Annotated in this window: 17 protein-coding genes and 1 riboswitch; of the genes, 7 read left to right on the plus strand and 10 right to left on the minus strand. The window is 63.2% G+C overall.

The features are described from left to right. Positions 1-4: 4 nt before the first annotated feature. Positions 5-84: riboswitch (SAM riboswitch) on the minus strand. Positions 85-249: 165 nt separating this feature from the next. From BLV09_RS20655 to BLV09_RS20665, 3 genes are read left to right on the plus strand one after another with little or no spacing between them, the layout of a single operon-like run. Continuing rightward, entirely contained in the window at positions 250-1,101 is an 852-nt protein-coding gene (locus BLV09_RS20655; RefSeq protein WP_100384220.1) for a chorismate mutase, read from the plus strand. A gap of 47 nt (positions 1,102-1,148) precedes the next feature. After that, complete coding sequence (gene hisC, locus BLV09_RS20660; protein ID WP_100387223.1) at positions 1,149-2,246, plus strand: histidinol-phosphate transaminase; 1,098 nt, start codon at positions 1,149-1,151, stop codon at positions 2,244-2,246. Beyond that, positions 2,243-3,184: a prephenate/arogenate dehydrogenase family protein gene (locus tag BLV09_RS20665; protein ID WP_146688675.1), complete on the plus strand. Its 942-nt coding sequence runs from the start codon at positions 2,243-2,245 to the stop codon at positions 3,182-3,184. The genes hisC and BLV09_RS20665 overlap by 4 nt, the downstream gene beginning before the upstream one ends. Positions 3,185-3,254: 70 nt before the next feature. Here the strand turns inward: BLV09_RS20665 and BLV09_RS20670 are convergent, their stop codons facing one another. After that, a complete protein-coding gene (locus BLV09_RS20670; RefSeq protein WP_146688676.1) occupies positions 3,255-3,521 on the minus strand; it encodes a hypothetical protein in 267 nt (88 codons plus the stop codon). 137 nt (positions 3,522-3,658) lie between these two features. After that, on the minus strand, positions 3,659-4,855 hold the full coding sequence (locus BLV09_RS20675; RefSeq protein WP_146688677.1) for a DUF2125 domain-containing protein: 1,197 nt from the start codon (positions 4,853-4,855) through the stop codon (positions 3,659-3,661). 122 nt (positions 4,856-4,977) lie between these two features. Here BLV09_RS20675 and BLV09_RS20680 point away from each other — a divergent pair, with 122 nt between their 5' ends. Beyond that, positions 4,978-5,556, plus strand: a complete 579-nt coding sequence (locus BLV09_RS20680; protein ID WP_146688678.1) for a gamma-glutamylcyclotransferase — start codon at positions 4,978-4,980, stop codon at positions 5,554-5,556. A gap of 29 nt (positions 5,557-5,585) precedes the next feature. Here the strand turns inward: BLV09_RS20680 and BLV09_RS20685 are convergent, their stop codons facing one another. From BLV09_RS20685 to ftsE, 4 genes are all read right to left on the minus strand, one after another. Further along, positions 5,586-6,359 carry a lysophospholipid acyltransferase family protein gene (locus BLV09_RS20685; protein WP_146688679.1) on the minus strand — a complete coding sequence of 258 codons (774 nt, stop codon included), beginning with the start codon at positions 6,357-6,359 and terminating at the stop codon, positions 5,586-5,588. A gap of 11 nt (positions 6,360-6,370) precedes the next feature. After that, positions 6,371-7,090 carry a YdcF family protein gene (locus tag BLV09_RS20690; protein ID WP_146688680.1) on the minus strand — a complete coding sequence of 240 codons (720 nt, stop codon included), beginning with the start codon at positions 7,088-7,090 and terminating at the stop codon, positions 6,371-6,373. 250 nt (positions 7,091-7,340) lie between these two features. After that, complete coding sequence (locus BLV09_RS20695) at positions 7,341-8,309, minus strand: cell division protein FtsX (protein WP_146688681.1); 969 nt, start codon at positions 8,307-8,309, stop codon at positions 7,341-7,343. Beyond that, on the minus strand, positions 8,302-8,961 hold the full coding sequence (ftsE, locus tag BLV09_RS20700) for a cell division ATP-binding protein FtsE (RefSeq protein WP_100387225.1): 660 nt from the start codon (positions 8,959-8,961) through the stop codon (positions 8,302-8,304). Before ftsE ends, BLV09_RS20695 begins: the two co-directional genes overlap by 8 nt. A 327-nt stretch (positions 8,962-9,288) precedes the next feature. Here ftsE and BLV09_RS20705 point away from each other — a divergent pair, with 327 nt between their 5' ends. Both BLV09_RS20705 and BLV09_RS20710 read left to right on the plus strand, forming a co-directional pair. Next, positions 9,289-10,182: an MJ0042-type zinc finger domain-containing protein gene (locus BLV09_RS20705; RefSeq protein WP_146688682.1), complete on the plus strand. Its 894-nt coding sequence runs from the start codon at positions 9,289-9,291 to the stop codon at positions 10,180-10,182. 142 nt (positions 10,183-10,324) lie between these two features. Continuing rightward, complete coding sequence (locus BLV09_RS20710) at positions 10,325-10,702, plus strand: response regulator (protein ID WP_146688683.1); 378 nt, start codon at positions 10,325-10,327, stop codon at positions 10,700-10,702. A gap of 39 nt (positions 10,703-10,741) precedes the next feature. Here the strand turns inward: BLV09_RS20710 and BLV09_RS20715 are convergent, their stop codons facing one another. After that, entirely contained in the window at positions 10,742-13,306 is a 2,565-nt protein-coding gene (locus BLV09_RS20715) for a TIGR02302 family protein (RefSeq protein ID WP_146688684.1), read from the minus strand. Positions 13,307-13,525: 219 nt separating this feature from the next. Between BLV09_RS20715 and BLV09_RS20720 the strand changes: the two genes are divergently transcribed. After that, positions 13,526-14,431: an NAD(P)-dependent oxidoreductase gene (locus tag BLV09_RS20720; protein ID WP_146688685.1), complete on the plus strand. Its 906-nt coding sequence runs from the start codon at positions 13,526-13,528 to the stop codon at positions 14,429-14,431. Positions 14,432-14,472: 41 nt separating this feature from the next. Here BLV09_RS20720 and lysA read toward each other — a convergent pair whose 3' ends face one another. The 3 genes from lysA to argH form a co-directional block, all read right to left on the minus strand. Further along, positions 14,473-15,738 carry a diaminopimelate decarboxylase gene (lysA, locus tag BLV09_RS20725; RefSeq protein WP_146688686.1) on the minus strand — a complete coding sequence of 422 codons (1,266 nt, stop codon included), beginning with the start codon at positions 15,736-15,738 and terminating at the stop codon, positions 14,473-14,475. A gap of 6 nt (positions 15,739-15,744) precedes the next feature. Continuing rightward, complete coding sequence (gene lptM, locus BLV09_RS20730) at positions 15,745-16,044, minus strand: LPS translocon maturation chaperone LptM (RefSeq protein ID WP_100384232.1); 300 nt, start codon at positions 16,042-16,044, stop codon at positions 15,745-15,747. Positions 16,045-16,134: 90 nt separating this feature from the next. Beyond that, entirely contained in the window at positions 16,135-17,532 is a 1,398-nt protein-coding gene (argH, locus tag BLV09_RS20735) for an argininosuccinate lyase (RefSeq protein ID WP_146688687.1), read from the minus strand. Positions 17,533-17,601: the final 69 nt, after the last annotated feature.

Genomic DNA, 17,601 nt, shown 5'->3' on the forward strand with positions numbered 1-17,601 from the left:
GGGATCACTTCTGTCCCCGGCCTGTTTAGCGAATTGTTTAACGTGGCTGCAAGCCGGCCGGCTCAAATGACCACGGAACCCAGTGAAGCTAGTCCCGAGGGCGGTTTTCGTCAAGGCAGGCCGCCCGTTAACCTAACTGGGATCATCGGTAACCCCTGACGTTTCTCTTTGCTTTCAGCTCCCGTCTTACCTAATCAATGCCCTTGCCTGCCGGCAGGAGCTGACCGATCCGGCAATTGGGTTTTAACGATGTCCAAAATACCCCCCGCTCCGCCCTCGCTCGAGGTGCTGCGCAAAGAGATCGACACGATCGACGAGCAGGTTCACCGCCTGCTGATGGCGCGTGGCGACATCATCGATCGCCTGATTTCGGTAAAGCAGACCCAGGAGGTCGGCTCGGCCTTCCGCCCGGCGCGCGAGGCCGACATGATGCGCCGGCTGGTGGAGCGCCATCGCGGCATCCTGCCGCTCGACACCGTCGAAAGCATCTGGCGCGTCATCATCTCGACGTTCACCTACGTGCAGGCGCCGTTTTCAATCCATGCCGATATTTCGGTCGGCGAATCCGCGATGCGGGATTCGGCGCGATTCCATTTCGGTTTCACCGTTCCCTACGTCTCGCATTTCAACGCGACCGCCGCGGTCGACGCCGTGGCAAAATCGAAGGGGGATCTGGCGCTTCTGTCCGCCACATCCAGCCGCACTCCCTGGTGGATCGCGCTCGAAGCCAATGGCGCGCCCAAGATCATCGCGCGACTGCCGTTCGTCGAGCGCGCCGATCATCCGGCGGCGCTGCCGGTATTCGTGGTGTCGCGCGTCGCCGACAGCGCCATGGTGACGGAAGTCGAGATGTGGAGCGTGCGCGTATCCGGCTGGAACGCCGAAATCGCGCGCGCGCTGTCACCACTGGCGGAAATCGTCGCGGTGCCGGATACCGCCTTCGACGGCGCCGCCCTGCTGATATCGATCACGGGCTCCAGCAGCCTGGAAAAGATCAAGTCCGCGCTGATCGAGGCCGGCGCTTCGGTGCGTTCATCGGCTCTCGTCGGCAGCCACGCAACCCGCTATACGGTGCCCCCAAGCGGGCCAGCCAAATCTTGACCGGCCAAGTCCTAAAAGGCCGACCTGATAATCCGGAGTTGAAGAAGATGTCTCGTCCCGTGCCGAATCCCGGCATTCTCGATATTGCACCCTACACGCCGGGTAAAAGCCCGGTGCCGGAGCCGGGGCGCAAGGTGTTCAAGCTGTCCGCCAACGAGACGCCCTTCGGGCCTTCTCCGAAGGCCATGGACGTCTACAAAAAGGCCGCGGCGCATCTGGAGGACTATCCAGAAGGCACATCGCGGGTGCTGCGCGAGGCCATCGGCCGCGCGTTCGGGCTTGATCCCGAACGCATCATTTGCGGCGCCGGCTCCGACGAAATCCTCAATTTGCTGGCGCACACCTATCTGAGCCACGGCGATGAGGCGATCAGCACCACCCACGGCTTTCTGGTGTACCCGATCGCGACCATGGCGAACGGCGCCAAGAACGTCGTCGCGCCGGAAACGAATTTCACCGCTGACGTCGACGCGATCCTGAAGCTGGTTTCGCCGCGCACCAAGCTGGTATGGCTCGCCAACCCGAACAATCCCACCGGCACCTACCTGCCGTTCGATGAGATCAAGCGGCTGCGCGCCGGATTGCCGGCGCATGTGCTGCTGGTGCTGGATGCCGCCTATTCCGACTACGTTTCGCGCAACGATTACGAGATCGGCATTGAACTGGTGGCGACGACCGAAAACACGGTCATGACCCACACCTTTTCCAAAATCCACGGGCTGGCGGCGCTGCGGATCGGCTGGATGTTCGGGCCGGCTCATATCGTCGACGCGGTGAACCGGATTCGCGGCCCGTTCAACGTCTCGACGCCGGCGATGCTGGCGGCGGTGGCGGCGATCGAGGACACCGCGCATCAGCAGATGTCGAAGACGCATACCGAGAAATGGCGCAACTGGCTGACCGAGGAGCTCACCAAGCTCGGGCTGAAGGTGACGCCAAGCGTGGCGAATTTCATCCTGATCCATTTCCCGCTGGAGAAGGGCAAAACTTCCGCCGAGGCCGATGCGTTCCTTACCAAGCGCGGCCTGGTGCTGCGCGCGCTGAACAATTACGGCCTGCCGCACGCGCTGCGCCTGACCATCGGCACCGAGGAGGCCAACCGCCTGGTGATCGACGGCCTGCGTGACTTCATGGCGGTCAAGTGAGCCCGGCACCACTCTTCAAACGTGTTGCGCTGATCGGCTTCGGTCTGATCGGCGGCTCGATTGCGCGCGCCGCACGCGCGCAAAACCTGGCGGAAGAGATTGTCGCCACCGCGCGCTCTGCCAAGACCCGCGCGCGCGTGGCCGAACTCGGCATTGTCGATCGCGTGGTGGAAAGCAACATCGATGCGGTGAAAGACGCCGACCTCGTCATTCTGTGCATTCCGGTCGGCGCCTGTGGCCCGGTGGCGCAGGAGGTCGTAGCCTATCTCAAGCCGGGCGCGATCGTCTCCGATGTCGGCTCGGTCAAGGGCGCCGTGGTGCGGGACATGGCGCCGCATCTGCCCGCGAGCGTGCATTTCGTGCCGGCGCATCCGGTCGCCGGCACCGAGCATTCCGGTCCCGATTCAGGTTTTGCCGAACTGTTCATCAATCGCTGGTGCATTCTCACTCCTCCCGAGGGGACCGATCCAAACGCGGTCGAAAGATTGCGCGCCTTTTGGGCGGGGCTCGGCGCCAAGGTCGAGATCATGACCCCCGATCATCATGATCTGGTGCTCGCGATCACCAGCCATCTGCCGCATTTGATCGCCTACACCATCGTCGGCACCGCCGACGAACTCGGCCAGGTGACATCGTCGGAAGTGATGAAATTCTCGGCCGGCGGCTTCCGCGATTTCACCCGCATCGCGGCCTCCGACCCGACCATGTGGCGCGACGTGTTTCTGGCCAACAAGGACGCGGTGCTGGAAATGCTCGGCACCTTCAACGAGGATCTCTCCAAGCTCACCCGCGCGATCCGCCGCGGTGACGGGGAAGCGCTGTTCGAGCATTTCACCCGCACCCGCGCAATCCGGCGCGGCATCGTCGAAATCGGCCAGGATTCCTCGGCGCCCGACTTCGGGCGTCCGCACGCCAACCTGGCGAACGAGCCGGAATAGCTGCGGCGTCCATCGCCAGCCACCCTCTCCCGCAAAGGGGGAGAGGGCAAAGGCAGGCGTCACCTCCCTGTCATTCCATGCCGTATCGATCAGTGCGCTTGGCAAGCGTTCGGTGCGACATGGTCCGCATGCCATGTCGCGCCACTCTGCCGCTGTAATGGGGAACAGCCATCGCCAACGCATCGCGGGCCGGGGCCGACCCTGCGTGTAGTACATCGCCATCGGGATGGTAGAAAGCGTATGCGCCGGGCTCCGAGATGGCCTCCTGTGCAAACACGGGAGTAGCCATTCCCGCCGACAAAATCAAAGCCGCACCAATTAATTTAAATCCAGTCATTGATCCTCTCCTTGATCGCCGGCCGCAAGAATATGCGTACCGTCTGAGGACAAGACCGGCATTTGGGTTCTCGCATTCCCTGCGTGCAGGGAAACGCCGATCACAGTTCGGCGATCGGCGCGTTATCGGATGCCGCTTCAGAAGAGCGGCGGTGTCTGCGCCACCTTGAGAGGCCCAAGAAACACCGCGCCATCGACGAAGCGCAGCGGGAACGCCCGCGCCGGCTTGCCTTCCAGCACCGCTTCCTTGCCGAGCGCGTTGATCCCGGCGGCAACGCCGACATTGGCATTCTGCTTGATCACCTTGCCAAGACCGGGGATCGCCCGATCAAGCGCGCCGAACAGATTGTTGACGTCCTGGGTTTTGACGCCCGGCGCGACCCGATCGAGCGTTGCCTGCGGCACGCCCTCTTCGAGCATCTTCTCGATGCCAAGCGCCGGAATCACTTTTTCGATCCCGGCGACCGTCATCTGCAATTCGCCCTCGAGGCGACCTTGGGCGTCAAGGCCGAGCGAACCGGCGGCGACGGCAACGACGTCGCCCTGCTGTATCCGCGACTGCACGATCTCGACATGGCCGCCCGCCGCCTGGATTTCGCGAAACCGCTGCGGCCAGGGCTTTGGCGAAAAATCCCTCAGGCCGCTCAGCTTTGCCCGCACATCGGCATCGAACGGCTGCGCCAGCAGCGGATGCAGCTCCTGCACGCTGCCATCAGCGATTTGCAGCGCGGTTTCGATCACGGGATGATCCGACGGCGTCCCCTCGACGAGCCGGCCATGCAACTCGATATGCTTGGCGCGCGCCAGTGGCGTCTGCATCGACCCGCTGACGCGATCGATCGCGGGATCGTCGAACACGAGTGAAATCCGTTGCGGGACGGCCGGCAATCCGACGATGCTGCTACGCGCCGTACGCCAGTTCACGACCATCGAAGGCTGATCGCCCTGCTCGGAAATCGTCGCCGGTGCGGTGAACTCGGCGATCAGCAATTTCGGATCATAGACCTGAGCCACCACCAGGATCTCGCCGAGCTTGGCCGTGATCGGCGCTTGCGCCGCTGTCTGGCCTGCGGTCTGCGAGGTGAGCGACACGCTGGCGCCGTCGCAGCGCACCTCCAGGCGGAACGGATAGCCTGCCACCGAGCGTCGGGCACAATCATACACCCGGCCGGATCGGGCCTCGCGCGCGCGCCAGGCGTCGGCGGTCTCATCGACCTTTGAGGCGGAATAGAACCAGAACGCGCTCCACGCCGCGGCAGCGACCAGGAGCAGGACAGGCATGATGAAAAGGCGCCAAAGCGGGCGCCGGCGCGGCGCTAGGGTCAAATCCGACATGCGGGTCCTTTGGCTAGCAATTTTGTCAATTAAGCGATGCTACCCGCAACGTGATCAACTTAACGCATTTTGCAAATTAACCTATTTTGAGTAAGCGCGAGATTCTGATAGGCGTCGGCGCGATGCCAGCCAAAATCGTACCCGACGTGGAATTGTCCAAAGGCGACCTGTGGGTGTTCGGCTACGGATCGCTGATGTGGCGGCCCGGGTTCGAGTTCATCGAGCAAGTGCCGGCGCGGCTGATCGGCGAGCATCGCGCGCTGTGCGTCTATTCGTTCGATCATCGCGGGACTCCGGAAAAGCCCGGCCTCGTGCTCGGGCTCGATCGTGGCGGCGCCTGCCGTGGCATCGCGTTTCGGGTTGCAGCGAAGCAAGGTGGCGACACCGTGGATTATCTGCGTGGGCGCGAACAGACGACTAACGTCTACCGCGAGGTGATGCGTTCGGTGTGGCTTGAAAACGAAGCCCGGCAGCGAATCAGCGCGCTGACCTATGTGGTCGATCGTGGTCACGTGCAATATGCCGGACGGCTGTCGTTGGCGGAGCAACTGCGTCACGTGCAACAGGGGCACGGCCGTTCCGGAAACAATCGCGATTACGTTCTGTCAACCGTGAAGTCGATCGAGGCGCAGGGCTTCCGCGACGAGCAATTGCATCAGCTTGCGTTGATGCTGCATGACGATACGTCACGGCATCGGTGATCTGACCCGGAGGAGAAGCCAAAGCCGCCCTAAGCCTTCGCCGATGACCGGCTCGGCACCCGACCGAATAATTGCGCCTGCTCCTGCCGCGCCGTCGCGACCAGCCGGTTGGTGGCCTCTTCGATTACGGTTGAGACGCGGGTGACGAATTCACCGCGCGCCATGCCCGGCGGCAACGGATCGAGAAATTCGACGACGAGCGTTCCGGGGTAGCGCATGAATGTCCGGCGCGGCCAGAACAATCCCGAATTGAGCGCGACCGGCACGCAGGTCACCCCGCAATCGACATAGACCTGGCCGACGCCGCTTTTGTAGCTCGGCGGGGCATCGACGGGCCTTCGCGTTCCCTCGGGGAAGATAATCAATTGGCGGCCGCGACGAACGGCCTCACCGGCGCGGCGCGTCATTGCAAACAACGCACGGCCACCGGCGCGGCGATCGATTCCGATCATGTTCGCCTTCCTCAAATACCAGCCGAAGAACGGTATCCACTCCAGCTCGCGCTTGAGGATGTAGAGCGGCTGATCGAAGAATTGCAGCAGCGCAAAGGTTTCCCACATCGACTGATGCTTCGATGCGACGATCAGCGGACCCTTCGGGATTTTCTCGACGCCGCGATATTCCACCCTGGTGCCGCAGATCACGCGCATCAGCCAGATGCTGCTGCGCGCCCACCACCTTGCGATCGACATGATGGCCGCGCGCGGCATTACGAAGGTAGGAATCGCAAGGATGAGCCAGAATATCAGGACGAGATAGAACAGCAGGTTGTAGACCAGCGAACGCAGGAAAATCAGAGCCATCGAAAACCCGATCAGTTTGCCTGCGCCGTCGCGGGCCTGCGCGGAGCGAGGGAGCCCGTCGGTAAATCCGCAACCTCGGGCGTCAGGTCAAGGCCTGCGTCGGCCAGGCGTACCCGCACTTCAGCGGCGACATATTTCGCATACTCCGACAGCAGCAGCCGAAACGTCGTGCTACTCGTCCACCATGGTTCATCGCGCCATTTGTCGCCGACAACGGCGAATGGGATCAGCGTGATGTCGGGCATCGCGTGTGACAATTCGACGATTGCCCGCGGCATGTGGTAATTCGATGTCACCACGATCAGCGATTTGAAGCCGCGCTCATGCGCCCAGCGCCGCGTCCCCGCCGCGTTGCTGCGGGTGTTGAACGCCGAATGGTCGAGATCGACGCAACAGCCCATCAGCGACTGATTGTCCGGCAGCGAACGGGAAATATCGGCGGCGTCGTTGGTCGGATGCACGCCCGAGATCAATAGCCGCTTGCCGTAGCCATCGGCCAGCAGCTCGATAGCATCGGAGACGCGCGAGGAGCCGCCGGTGAGCACCACAATGCCGTCGGCATTGCGGCCGGGCTTGATTTCAGCACCGCGCAACTGCGACAGAAAGCCGACGAAGCCTATCGCGGCGCCGACAAACAAGATCGCCAGCACTGCCACGACAGCGGTGCGCAGCCAGCGGCGCGGCGCGGCAACCGGCGCTTCCGTCAAGATATCGTCGGGCTGTAAATTCATGCGATGCCGGCGATTTTCCTTTGAACACCCGTCGAGCTGCGGCGCCGCCGCCGCCGCAGGACTGAAAACAACTCCCGGGTCGAGACACTAGAGCCTTTTTGGTTCCGATTGAATCAGAACCGACGCTCTATCCCTTATTTTGACGCGTTTTCTGTACGCGAACCGGAATCCAGGCCGCTCGAAAACGCTATAGAGTGCTTTCGGGCGAAATGGAGTCCGGCCGCCACGGTATTCGCGGCGCAAACCCGCCTCAGTCGATGTCGTCAAGCGTGGCAAACAGCGTTCGCCGCGAGGCCCAGGCGGTGATCGCCGCGATCAGCACCGCCTGCGCCGCCAGCGCCAGATAGCCGGACGGACGCAGCGAAAACGTTCCCAGCAAGGCCGCGAACTGGTCGCCCACGGGGGTGCCCGAGAACCAGCCGGCGATCGATTCGGAAAATCCGAAAGCGAGCATCGCCGCCCCGCCGCCGATCACGCCGCCCTCCAGCCCGAGCCGGAGAAAATGCCGCAGGAAGCGATTGGCGATGTAGCGGTCGCCGGCGCCGACAAAGTGCAACACTTCGACGATCGGGCGATTGGCCGCCATCGCCCCGCGCGTCGCGAAAGAAACCGAGATGATGGTGGCGATAATCACCAGCGCCAGGATGCCGATGCCGGCAAACACCGTCGCGCCGGTCATGGTCCGCATCCGCTCGATCCAGGCGCGGTGATCGTCGACGCTGGTGGTCGGCGCCACCTGTGTCACCCGGCTGCGCAGCGCTGCCAGATCGAGCGTGGTGCCAGGCTGAACCCGCGCCACAATGACGCGCGGCACCGGCAGTTCGTCGAACGACAGGCCACTGCCGAGCCAGGGCTCCAGCAATTTGGCGGATTCGGCTTTGGTAAAAGGTCTGACCTCGACGATGCCGGGCTGTCTGCGCATCGCGTCCGCGACCGCCGCCGCGTCGCGGTCCAGATCGCGCCCGGCCAGGGGACGCACCTGAATGGTGATTTCGCTGGCGACGTCCGATTGCCATTCCGCTGCCGACGCACTCACCAGCAGCACGGTACCCGTTGTGATCGATGCCAGGAACGTCATGATCGCGACGACGGCGACCAGCGCGCGTCCGGAGATCGAGGCCCGCGGCACGATCGGCGAGAGGTTGCGCGCCCTTGCCGGCACCTGCGGGCGCTCATGCCCCAGATCCACCAATGGACCGTGCTCGTCGGCTCTACTCATAGATATGCAGCCGTCCCTGATGCAGCACCAGCCGCCGCGCTTCATACTGGTCCATCAGCGTGATGTCATGGGTCGCGATGATCACTGCAGTGCCTGACTTGTTCAGCTCGATGAACAGCCGCAGCAAACGCCGCCCCAGCGTCGGATCGACGTTGCCGGTCGGCTCATCCGCCAGCAACAGATGCGGCCGCGAGATCACCGCGCGCGCAATCGCCGCGCGTTGTTTTTCGCCGCCGGACAGGATCGGCGGCAGCGCGTCCATCCGCTCGCCCAGGCCAACCCATTTCAGGAGATCGATAACCTCCCTGCGGTAACTGGATTCCTCGCGGCCCATCACCCGGAACGGCAGCGCCACGTTTTCGTAGGTGGTCATGTGATCGAGCAGGCGAAAGTCCTGCAGCACGATGCCGATCCGCTTGCGCAGATCGGCGACCTCGTCCTTGCCGAGCAAGGAGACGTCATGGCCGAACAAATTGACCAGGCCGCGCGTCGGCCGCAGCGACAGAAACAGCAGCCTCAGCAGTGAGGTCTTGCCGGCGCCGGACGGGCCGGTGAGGAACTGGAAGGAGTGCGCGGGGATCATGAAACTCAGGTCGCGCAAAATCTCCGGGCCGAGCCCGTAGCGCAATCCGACATTTTCGAACCGAACCAAGCTCAGCTCCGTTCGACGTGGGACCCGGCCGAAAACCTGGAACCGAAGGTCCGCAACCGGCTGCGGCTGCGAACCGAACAAAACGGTTGTGCGGCGGTTATGGTTTCCGGTTCGTTAACGGTCGCCTTGTAGCATCCGTTCACTAGTGCCCCGTTTCTAAAGTTCGCGAACTCTTGCGACCCCTCTGATGCGAACTTCGGAAGCAAAGGGGCACTGGCAAACTTAACTTTTTCTAGTGCCGCTGTTCGAAGTTCCTAACACCCGCTCGTAGCAAATACTGTGGGAACTTCAAATCGGCGGCACGAGGTCATTGTGGACATTGGCTGCATGCACATCGTCTGCCCCCATTGTACGACGTCCTACGCCATTGATTTGTCCACCTTGGGGGCGGCCGGCCGTACCGTTCGTTGTTCCCGCTGCAAGGAAGTCTGGCTGGCGCGGCCGGAGGACGCGATCGAGGTAATGGCTTCGGTACCTGCGACTGCGACAGCCGGCCAACAGGCCGACGAGCAGGATGCGGCCGCGGAGTGGGAGGCCTTGGCACGGGAGGACAACGCCGAGGAGCACGAAACCCCTGTCGTCGACAGCCCCTCGATATCCGCGGACTGGCCTGAAAGCAACGGCGCGTCGGAGACTGAGGCCGATTGGCCTGCGGCGGCCCGGTATGATTCCGAAGACGCTCAAGCCATTCATCCACTACGCCTGTTGTCGAAGCTCCGGAATCTGCTGAACCCGAAAGCGCTGGTTCGTATCCCCCGAAAATCGCGGGTCAACCTGCCCTTTGCCAACCTGCCCACAGCTTGCGCCGCCATGGGCGCGCTGGTGCTGGCGCTGATCATCTGGCGCGCCGATGTGGTGCGTCTGATGCCGCAAACCGCGACATTCTACCGGATGGTCGGCCTCGACGTGAATCTGCGCGGGCTGATGTTCAAGGACGTCAAGATCACGCGTGAAACCGTGGAAGGCAAACCGGTGCTGGTCATCGAGGGCGTCATTGTCGGCGAAACGCACAAGCCGGTGGAACTGCCGCGGCTGCGCTTCAGCGTTCGCGACGCGCAAGGCGCGGAAATCTACGCCTGGAATGCGGTACTGGAGCAGCCCGTGCTGCAACCAGGCGAAAGAGCCTGGTTCAAGTCGCGGCTGGCTTCGCCACCACCCGAGGGACGCAATATCGACGTACGCTTCTTCAACAAGAGGGACGTTGCCGGCGGTAGTGCTTGAACGGGGTAACTCAATCCCGGGCAGAGCCTGTTCGGTTCTGATTGAATCAGGACCGGTGTCTGGATCTTTAGTTTGACGTGTTTTCCCAACGCGAACGGGTGCCCGCTTCGCTCGAAAACGCTCCAATAGTGACGGTGTCTTGATGCCACGTGTGCTGATCGCCGACGATGAAGACTCGATGCGGGCCCTGGTGGCGCGCGCCATTGCCATAGACGGCCATGAGACTGTCACCGCACAGGACGGCGCCGAAGCGCTGGAGATCCTGAGCCGCGAAGCAGGCACATTCGATCTGTTGCTTACCGATATCCAGATGCCTGTGATGGACGGCATTGCATTGGCGCTGACCGCCGCCCGTGACTTTCCGGATCTGACCATTTTGCTGATGACGGGCTTTGCCGATCAGCGCGAACGCGCATCCGGCCTCAACGCCATCGTGCATGACGTCGTCACCAAGCCGTTTTCGGTGGCCGATATTCGCACCGCGGTCGCCGACGCGCTCTCCGCGCGCAAGACTGGATAGCGCGACTTCCGCGCCAAGCGGATGACGCGTGCGGAGATCCTAATAGTCCTTTAGCAGCCGCTCGAGGTAATCGAGCTCAATCTGAGGCCGGGCCGGATCGGCAAGCCGGCGGCGGAGTTCTTCCAGAATCCGGCGCGCGCGCTGGACATCGATTTCGCCCGGGATCTTCACCGTGAGATCGTCGCTTTCGTGGGTGCGCAGCGGCCGTCCAAGCGGGTCAGTGGTATTGCCGCTGCTCTGCTGCCGCCCTGTGCGATTGCCGGGGCCGTCGCCCTGTCCGTCGCCATCGCCCGGCTGCATCGCGTCTGCCAGGCTCTGGGCACCCTTGCGCATCGCGTCCAGCGCCTTGCCTTGCGAGTCCACGGCGCCATCGGCGTTGCCCTCGCCAAGCTTGCCGCCGGCATCGCCCATCGCGTTGTCGGCATCGCCGAGGCTGTCAGCGCCATCGCCTTGCTGCTGGTCGCCATCCTCACCCTGCTGGCCCTGTTCGCCCTTCTGGCCGCGCTGGCCCTGACCCATGCCGCGCTTGGCAAGCTCCTGCTGCAATTTCTTCAGACGGTCGCGCAGGCCCTGCTGATCCTGCTGCAGATCGCCCATGTTCTGGTCGTCCTGCTTGCCGCGCAGGCGATCGCGCCTGGAATCCTGACCTTGCTTGAAGGTCTTGTCCCGCAACTGCTGCTGCTTGCGGATGACGTCGCCAAGCTCGTTCAGCGCCTGCTCCATGTCGCCGTCGCCGGACTGGCCGGGCTGCGCCATCTGCAGGTTTTCCAGCATCTCCTGCAATTGCTCGAGCAATTGCTTGGCAGCGTCCTTGTCGCCGGAGCGTGACAGCCGCTCCATGCGCTCGATCATGTTGTTGAGATCCTGCTGGCGCATCACCCTTGTATTGGGATCGAGCGGCCGCGCCAAGGCTTGCGGATTGTTGCGCATCTGTTCGGCGAGCTGGCGCATGAAATTATCCAGCGCCGCACGCAGGTCCTGGGTGAGCTTTTTGATCTCCTCGTCGCTGGCGCCGCGTTCCAGCGCTTGCTTGAGCGCGTCCTGCGCGGCACGCAAGGCCTTATCGACATCGGTGATGTTGCCATCCTCGATGGTGACGGCAAGCGCCCACAGGCTGGCGACCACCTCGCGCAGCGCATCATCGGTGTGAGCGGCCTCCAACTGCCTCGCGACATCGTAAAGGCCGAGATATTGGCCGGTCTCCGGCGTGAACATATCCGGCTCGATCATCAGCGCATCGAGCGCCGCATAGACCTGATCGTTCTGATTGGCGTCGAGCGCCAAAATCCGGCGTTGCTCGATCAGCGCCCGCGCCAACGGCTTGGTGAACAGCCGTTCCGGCAGCCGCATGTTGAACGGTTCGCTGCGGCCCTCATTGCCGGCCTCGTCTTTTGCCGTCAGGTTGAGTGTGACCTCGGCGCCGGCGTAGGGGTTCTCGCTGAGATCCTTGACGGTCTGTCCAACGCCATTCCTGGTCCGCACATTGGGAAGCACCAGCGCAAATTGCGGCGCATCGAACAAGGGCCGCGGCTCCGTGTCGGCTTTCGGGCCGTCACCGGGACGCGCGGCGAAATGCGCCTGCGCATCGGTGACGCCGTAATCGTCCTCGATCTTGTAGGAAAGCTGCAGCGAGCCGCGGGCCTGCCGCTCCGGATCCTTGGTCAGTGAAATCGAGGGCGCGCGGTCGGCAACCGCGCTGAATTTCCATTGCGGCTGACCGGAGGGCGCGCGAACCTGCGCCGTGCCGTCGCCAGAGATCGTGAAATGCCGTTCGTTGGTGCCCTGGGGCGCCTGTTCGGTCGGCACGGCTTCCGTCAGATTGCCGGAAACGGCCACATCGAGGGCGCCTCCGCTTGAACGAACAATCAGCGTGCTGCCTGACGGAACCGGCAACGGTCCGGCGCTGGGGGCATTGCCGGTTCCGGAGTCCTTGTTCGCCGCCGACAGGATAATCGGAGGCTTGCCGGTATAGAGCGGTGGCGTCACCCAGGCATCGACCCTGACATTGGCCGGCGACAGTACCCCGTTCCAGTCGAACGCCGCCGCGGTGCGCAGCGCGCGCTCATCGCCCGCCGCGACATAGGTCGCCACCAGCAACACCATGACCAGTGCGCGCAGCGCCCACGGATCATGGATGGCAAGCCGCGGCGACGGCAGGCCAGCACGGATGCGCTTGATCGACGCCAACGTGCGTTCGCGCTGTGCCTGCCACAACGCCCGCGCGACCGGATCCTGCGTGACCAGCGTATCAGTCAGCGTGGTTGCGGGGCGATGGCGAACACCGGTGCCGCGATCGAGCCGGCTGAGCGCTTCTTCACGGCTTGGCCAGCGAAACCGGATAAGCGGAAACAGCGCTCCCAGCGCCAGCAGCACGAACAGGCCGAGCCCGATGGCGCGGGCGATAAACGGCAGCGCCAGCCACAGGCCCGCCCATGACACCACCAGGAACAGTCCGACGACCGTGAGTAACCGCGCCAGGTGCGGCCAACCTCGCTCCCACGCGATAGCGTATTTCGCCCGCTGCAGAGCCTGCGTCAGCTGCAGCCGTGCAGCGGCATCAGGGTCGCGTGCTGGCTGTGGTGAGTCGGGGGTGGCGCCGCTCAATAAACTCTCCGTGGTTACCCAAACAGCATCCTAGCACGGCGGCGGCAATGAGGCATCCGTTCTGTCGCGGTATCCCCGGCCTCGGAACCTGCATAACACAAAGGCGTGACTGCCGTTAATGTAGGCGTGACCGCGGACGTTGACAGGCTTCGCGTCGCGCGCGAAGTGTTCGCGCAAAATCGATAAGGCAGAAACCCACAAGGGGCGGGAGCAAACAACATGGATATCGGATTCATCGGCCTGGGGAAGATGGGTTTCCCAATGGCCCGACGTTTGATCGAGGCCAGGCATCAGCTGGTGGTGTTCGATACGCGCAAGGAGGTCGTCGACAAACTGGTGGCGCTCGGCGCGCAGGCGGCATCGTCACCAAAGGAAATGGCCGACCGCGTCGAAACCGTGTTCGCCAGCCTGCCGTCGCTACAGGCCTCGCTCGATGTCGCCACCGGCAACAACGGCGTGATCGAGGGCAAACGCATCAAGCGCTTTGTCGATCTCTCCACCGTCGGCTCGCACATGGCAGTGCGGATCCACGACCTGCTGGCAAAACGCAACATCGTGCAGCTCGACAGCCCCGTCAGCGGTGGCGTCGGCGGCGCCGAAAAGGGAACGCTCGCCGTCATGGTGTCGGGTCCCCGCGCTGATTTCGAGACGGTAAAGCCGGCGCTCGATGTCATCGGCAAGGTGTTCTTCATTGGCGAGAAGCCAGGCTCGGCCCAGACCATGAAGCTTGCGAATAATCTGCTGTCCGCCACCGCTGTCGTCGCAACGTCGGAAGCCGTCACCATGGGCGTCAAATCGGGCCTCGATCCAAGCGTGATGATCGACGTCATCAACGCGGGGTCGGGCATGAACACGGCGAGCCGCGACAAGTTTCCGCGCGCGATCCTGCCGCGCACCTTCGATTTCGGTTTTGCGACGGGGCTGATGGTCAAGGACGTGCGGCTCTGCCTTGAAGAGGCCAAGGCGCTGGGGATGTCGATGGAAGTTGCCGAAGCGGTCGGGCGGCTGTGGGAAGTGGTGATCCGCGAAATGGGCGCGGAGTCCGATTTTACATCCGCGATCAAGCCAATCGAAAAGGCGGCAGGTGTCGTGGTGGGTGGAAAGGGCGCTCACGCAGCCAGATAAACCCGCTCGTGCATCCCTCTTCCCCTGGGAAGAGGGATCGCTCATAGCCACGGCGCGGGCTGGTCCATCGCAATCAAGGCATCGATTTCGACGCGAGGCCGCACCACGGCGTATTGATCGTCCTTGACCAGCACTTCAGGAACCAACGCGCGGGTGTTGTAGGTGCCGGACTGCACCGCGCCGTAGGCGCCGGCCGTCATGATCGCGACGAGATCGCCGGCCTTGGGTTCAACCATGCTGCGGTCGAGCGCGAGGTAATCGCCGCTTTCGCAAACCGGCCCGACCACGTCGGCCACGATCCGAGGCGTGCCCTTGGCGGGTTCGCGCACCGGCAGAATGTCGTGATGCGCCTCGTAGAGCGTCGGGCGGATCAGGTCGTTCATCGCCGCATCGATGATGACGAAATTCTTGGCCTCGCCGTGCTTCACATAAATCACGCGGCTGACGAGGATGCCGGCGTTGCCGACGATCATTCGTCCCGGCTCGAACATCAGCGTGCAGCCGAGATTATGCGTTACCCGCTTGACCATCGCGGCATAGGCATCAGGTGCCGGCGGCGCTTCGCGATCCATGTAATAGGGGATGCCGAGACCGCCGCCGAAATCGATGTGGTGGATCGTGTGACCGTCGGCGCGCAGCGTCTGGACGAATTCGGCCAGAATCCTGAAGGCCGCTTCCATCGGCCCGAGATCGGTGATCTGGCTGCCGATATGCATGTCGGCGCCGGTGACCTCGATCCCCGGCAGCTTCGCCGCGCGGGCATAGACCGCCCGCGCGCGCGTCAGCGGAATGCCGAACTTGTTTTCCGATTTACCGGTCGAAATCTTGGCGTGGGTGCCGGCGTCGACGTCGGGATTGACCCGCACCGAGATGCGCGCGGTCTTGCCACTCTCGACGGCGAGCCGCGACAATAATTCGAGTTCGGGCTCGGATTCGATGTTGATGCACAGAATATCCGCTGATAGCGCCGCGCGCAGCTCGGTCTCGGTCTTGCCGACGCCCGAGAACAATATCTTTTGCGGTGGAATGCCGGCGGCGAGCGCACGCCGCAATTCGCCGCCGGAAACGACATCCGCGCCGGCGCCGAGCTTCGCCAGCGTTCGCAGTACCGACTGATTGGAATTGGCCTTCATGGCGTAGCACACCAGCGCCTTCTCTCCGGCGAAGGCTTCGGTGAAGACCCGGTAGTGACGCTCCAGCGTCGCGGTCGAATAGCAATAAAACGGTGTGCCGACCGCATCGGCCAGCGCGGAAAGATTCACCGCCTCGGCATGAAGCACACCGCTGCGATAGTCGAAGTGATTCATGGCAGCTCAGTTATCCAGGAGCGGATCAAGAATGAATGACTTCTTGGCGCCTTTCGGAGCGACCGGCGGCGCATCGGTTCCGTAGGACGGATTGAATACGCTTGGCGTACTGGCCTGCTCGGCCGCCGTATCGGTCGGCGCCGCGGCGGACGATTGCGATCCGGTCGAGCCCGCCGCGGGCGGCTGCGATCCGGTCGGCGGCAGGTCGAGTGGACCTTTACGTCCACACCCCGCCAGCGTCAGTACGGCGGCGGCAAGCAGGACGATGGCCCATCTCGGCGACAAAGGGCTAGAAATACGATTCACGGCGATATCCCCAAAGCGGCGGCACCATACAAAGATTGACCCGCTCTGGCGAGAGCCGGACAACGGTGAAATTACAGCGCAAATCGCGGCTCAGCCCAATTTTCGCTCTTTTTCCAGCCGCTTGAGCCACGCCTTGGCTTGAGCCAGCACATTCCTGGGCGCGGTTCCGCCATAGCTGGTGCGGCTCTTCACGGATGCCTCGACCGACAGCACTGCCAGCGCGTCCCTGGTGATTCTGGGTTCGATCTCCTGCATGTCCTGCAGCGACAGTTCATGCAGCGCGATTCCACCCTTGGATGCCTTGGCGACGATACGGCCGGTGACGTGATGGGCGTCGCGGAACGGCATTTTCAGCGTCCGCACCAGCCAGTCGGCGAGGTCGGTCGCGGTCGCGTAGCCCTCGCCGGCTGCAAGCTTCATTCGCGCCTCGTCGGGCGCAAGATCGGCAACCATTCCGGTCATCGCCCGGATCGCCAGCGAGAGCGCGCCGAATGCTTCCATCGCTCCCTGCTTGTCCTCCTGCATGTCCTTTTGATAGGCGAGCGGAAGACCCTTCATCACGATCAACAGCGCCGTCAGCGCGCCGATCACCCGGCCGGTCTTGGCGCGGACCAACTCAGCGGCATCGGGATTGCGCTTCTGCGGCATGATCGAGGAGCCGGTGGTGAATTTGTCGCTCAGCCGCACCAGTCCTACCAGCGGCGAGGTCCAGATCACGATTTCCTCGGCGAAGCGCGACAGATGCACCGATGCGATCGCCGCCGCTGCCAGCGTTTCGAGCACGAAGTCGCGGTCGGAGACCGCGTCCAGCGAATTGGCCATCGGCCGGTCGAAGCCGAGCGCTTTCGCAGTGGCGTTGCGATCGATCGGGAACGAAGTGCCGGCCAGCGCCGCAGCGCCGAGCGGCGATTCGTTCAAACGCTTGCGGGCGTCGGCAAAGCGGCCGCGATCGCGCGACGCCATCTCGACATAGGCCAGAAGATGATGCCCGAACGTCACCGGCTGCGCGGTCTGCAGATGGGTAAAACCCGGCATGACCGTGGCCGCATGTTCGATCGCGCGCTCCACCAGGGCGTACTGGAACGCGGCCAGCGCCGCGTCCGTCTCGTCGATGGTGTCGCGGACATAAAGCCTGAAATCGGTCGCGACCTGATCGTTGCGCGAACGCGCGGTATGCAAGCGGCCCGAAGCGGGCCCGATCAACTCGCCCAGCCGGCTCTCGACATTCATGTGAATGTCCTCCAGCGCGCGCTTGAAATCGAACGATCCCTTGTCGATTTCTGACAAAATCGTGTCTAGACCCTTGCCGATATTTTTCGCATCGTTCGCGGTAATAATGCCTTGCGCCGCGAGCATCGCAGCGTGGGCCTTGGACGCGGCAATGTCCTGGGCATACAGGTGACGATCGACGTCGATGGAGACGTTGATTTCCTCCATGATCGCATCAGGACGCTCGGTGAACCGGCCGCCCCACATCTTGTTGCTCATGACTTGTTGCTCACACCCTGCCGCTGATGTCACACCCGCGGGAAACGCGCCTGCCGTCTCCGCTCCATT

Origin of the sequence: Bradyrhizobium canariense (genome assembly GCF_900105125.1) — a bacterium.
In the GTDB taxonomy this organism is placed as follows: Bacteria; Pseudomonadota; Alphaproteobacteria; order Rhizobiales; family Xanthobacteraceae; genus Bradyrhizobium; species Bradyrhizobium canariense_A.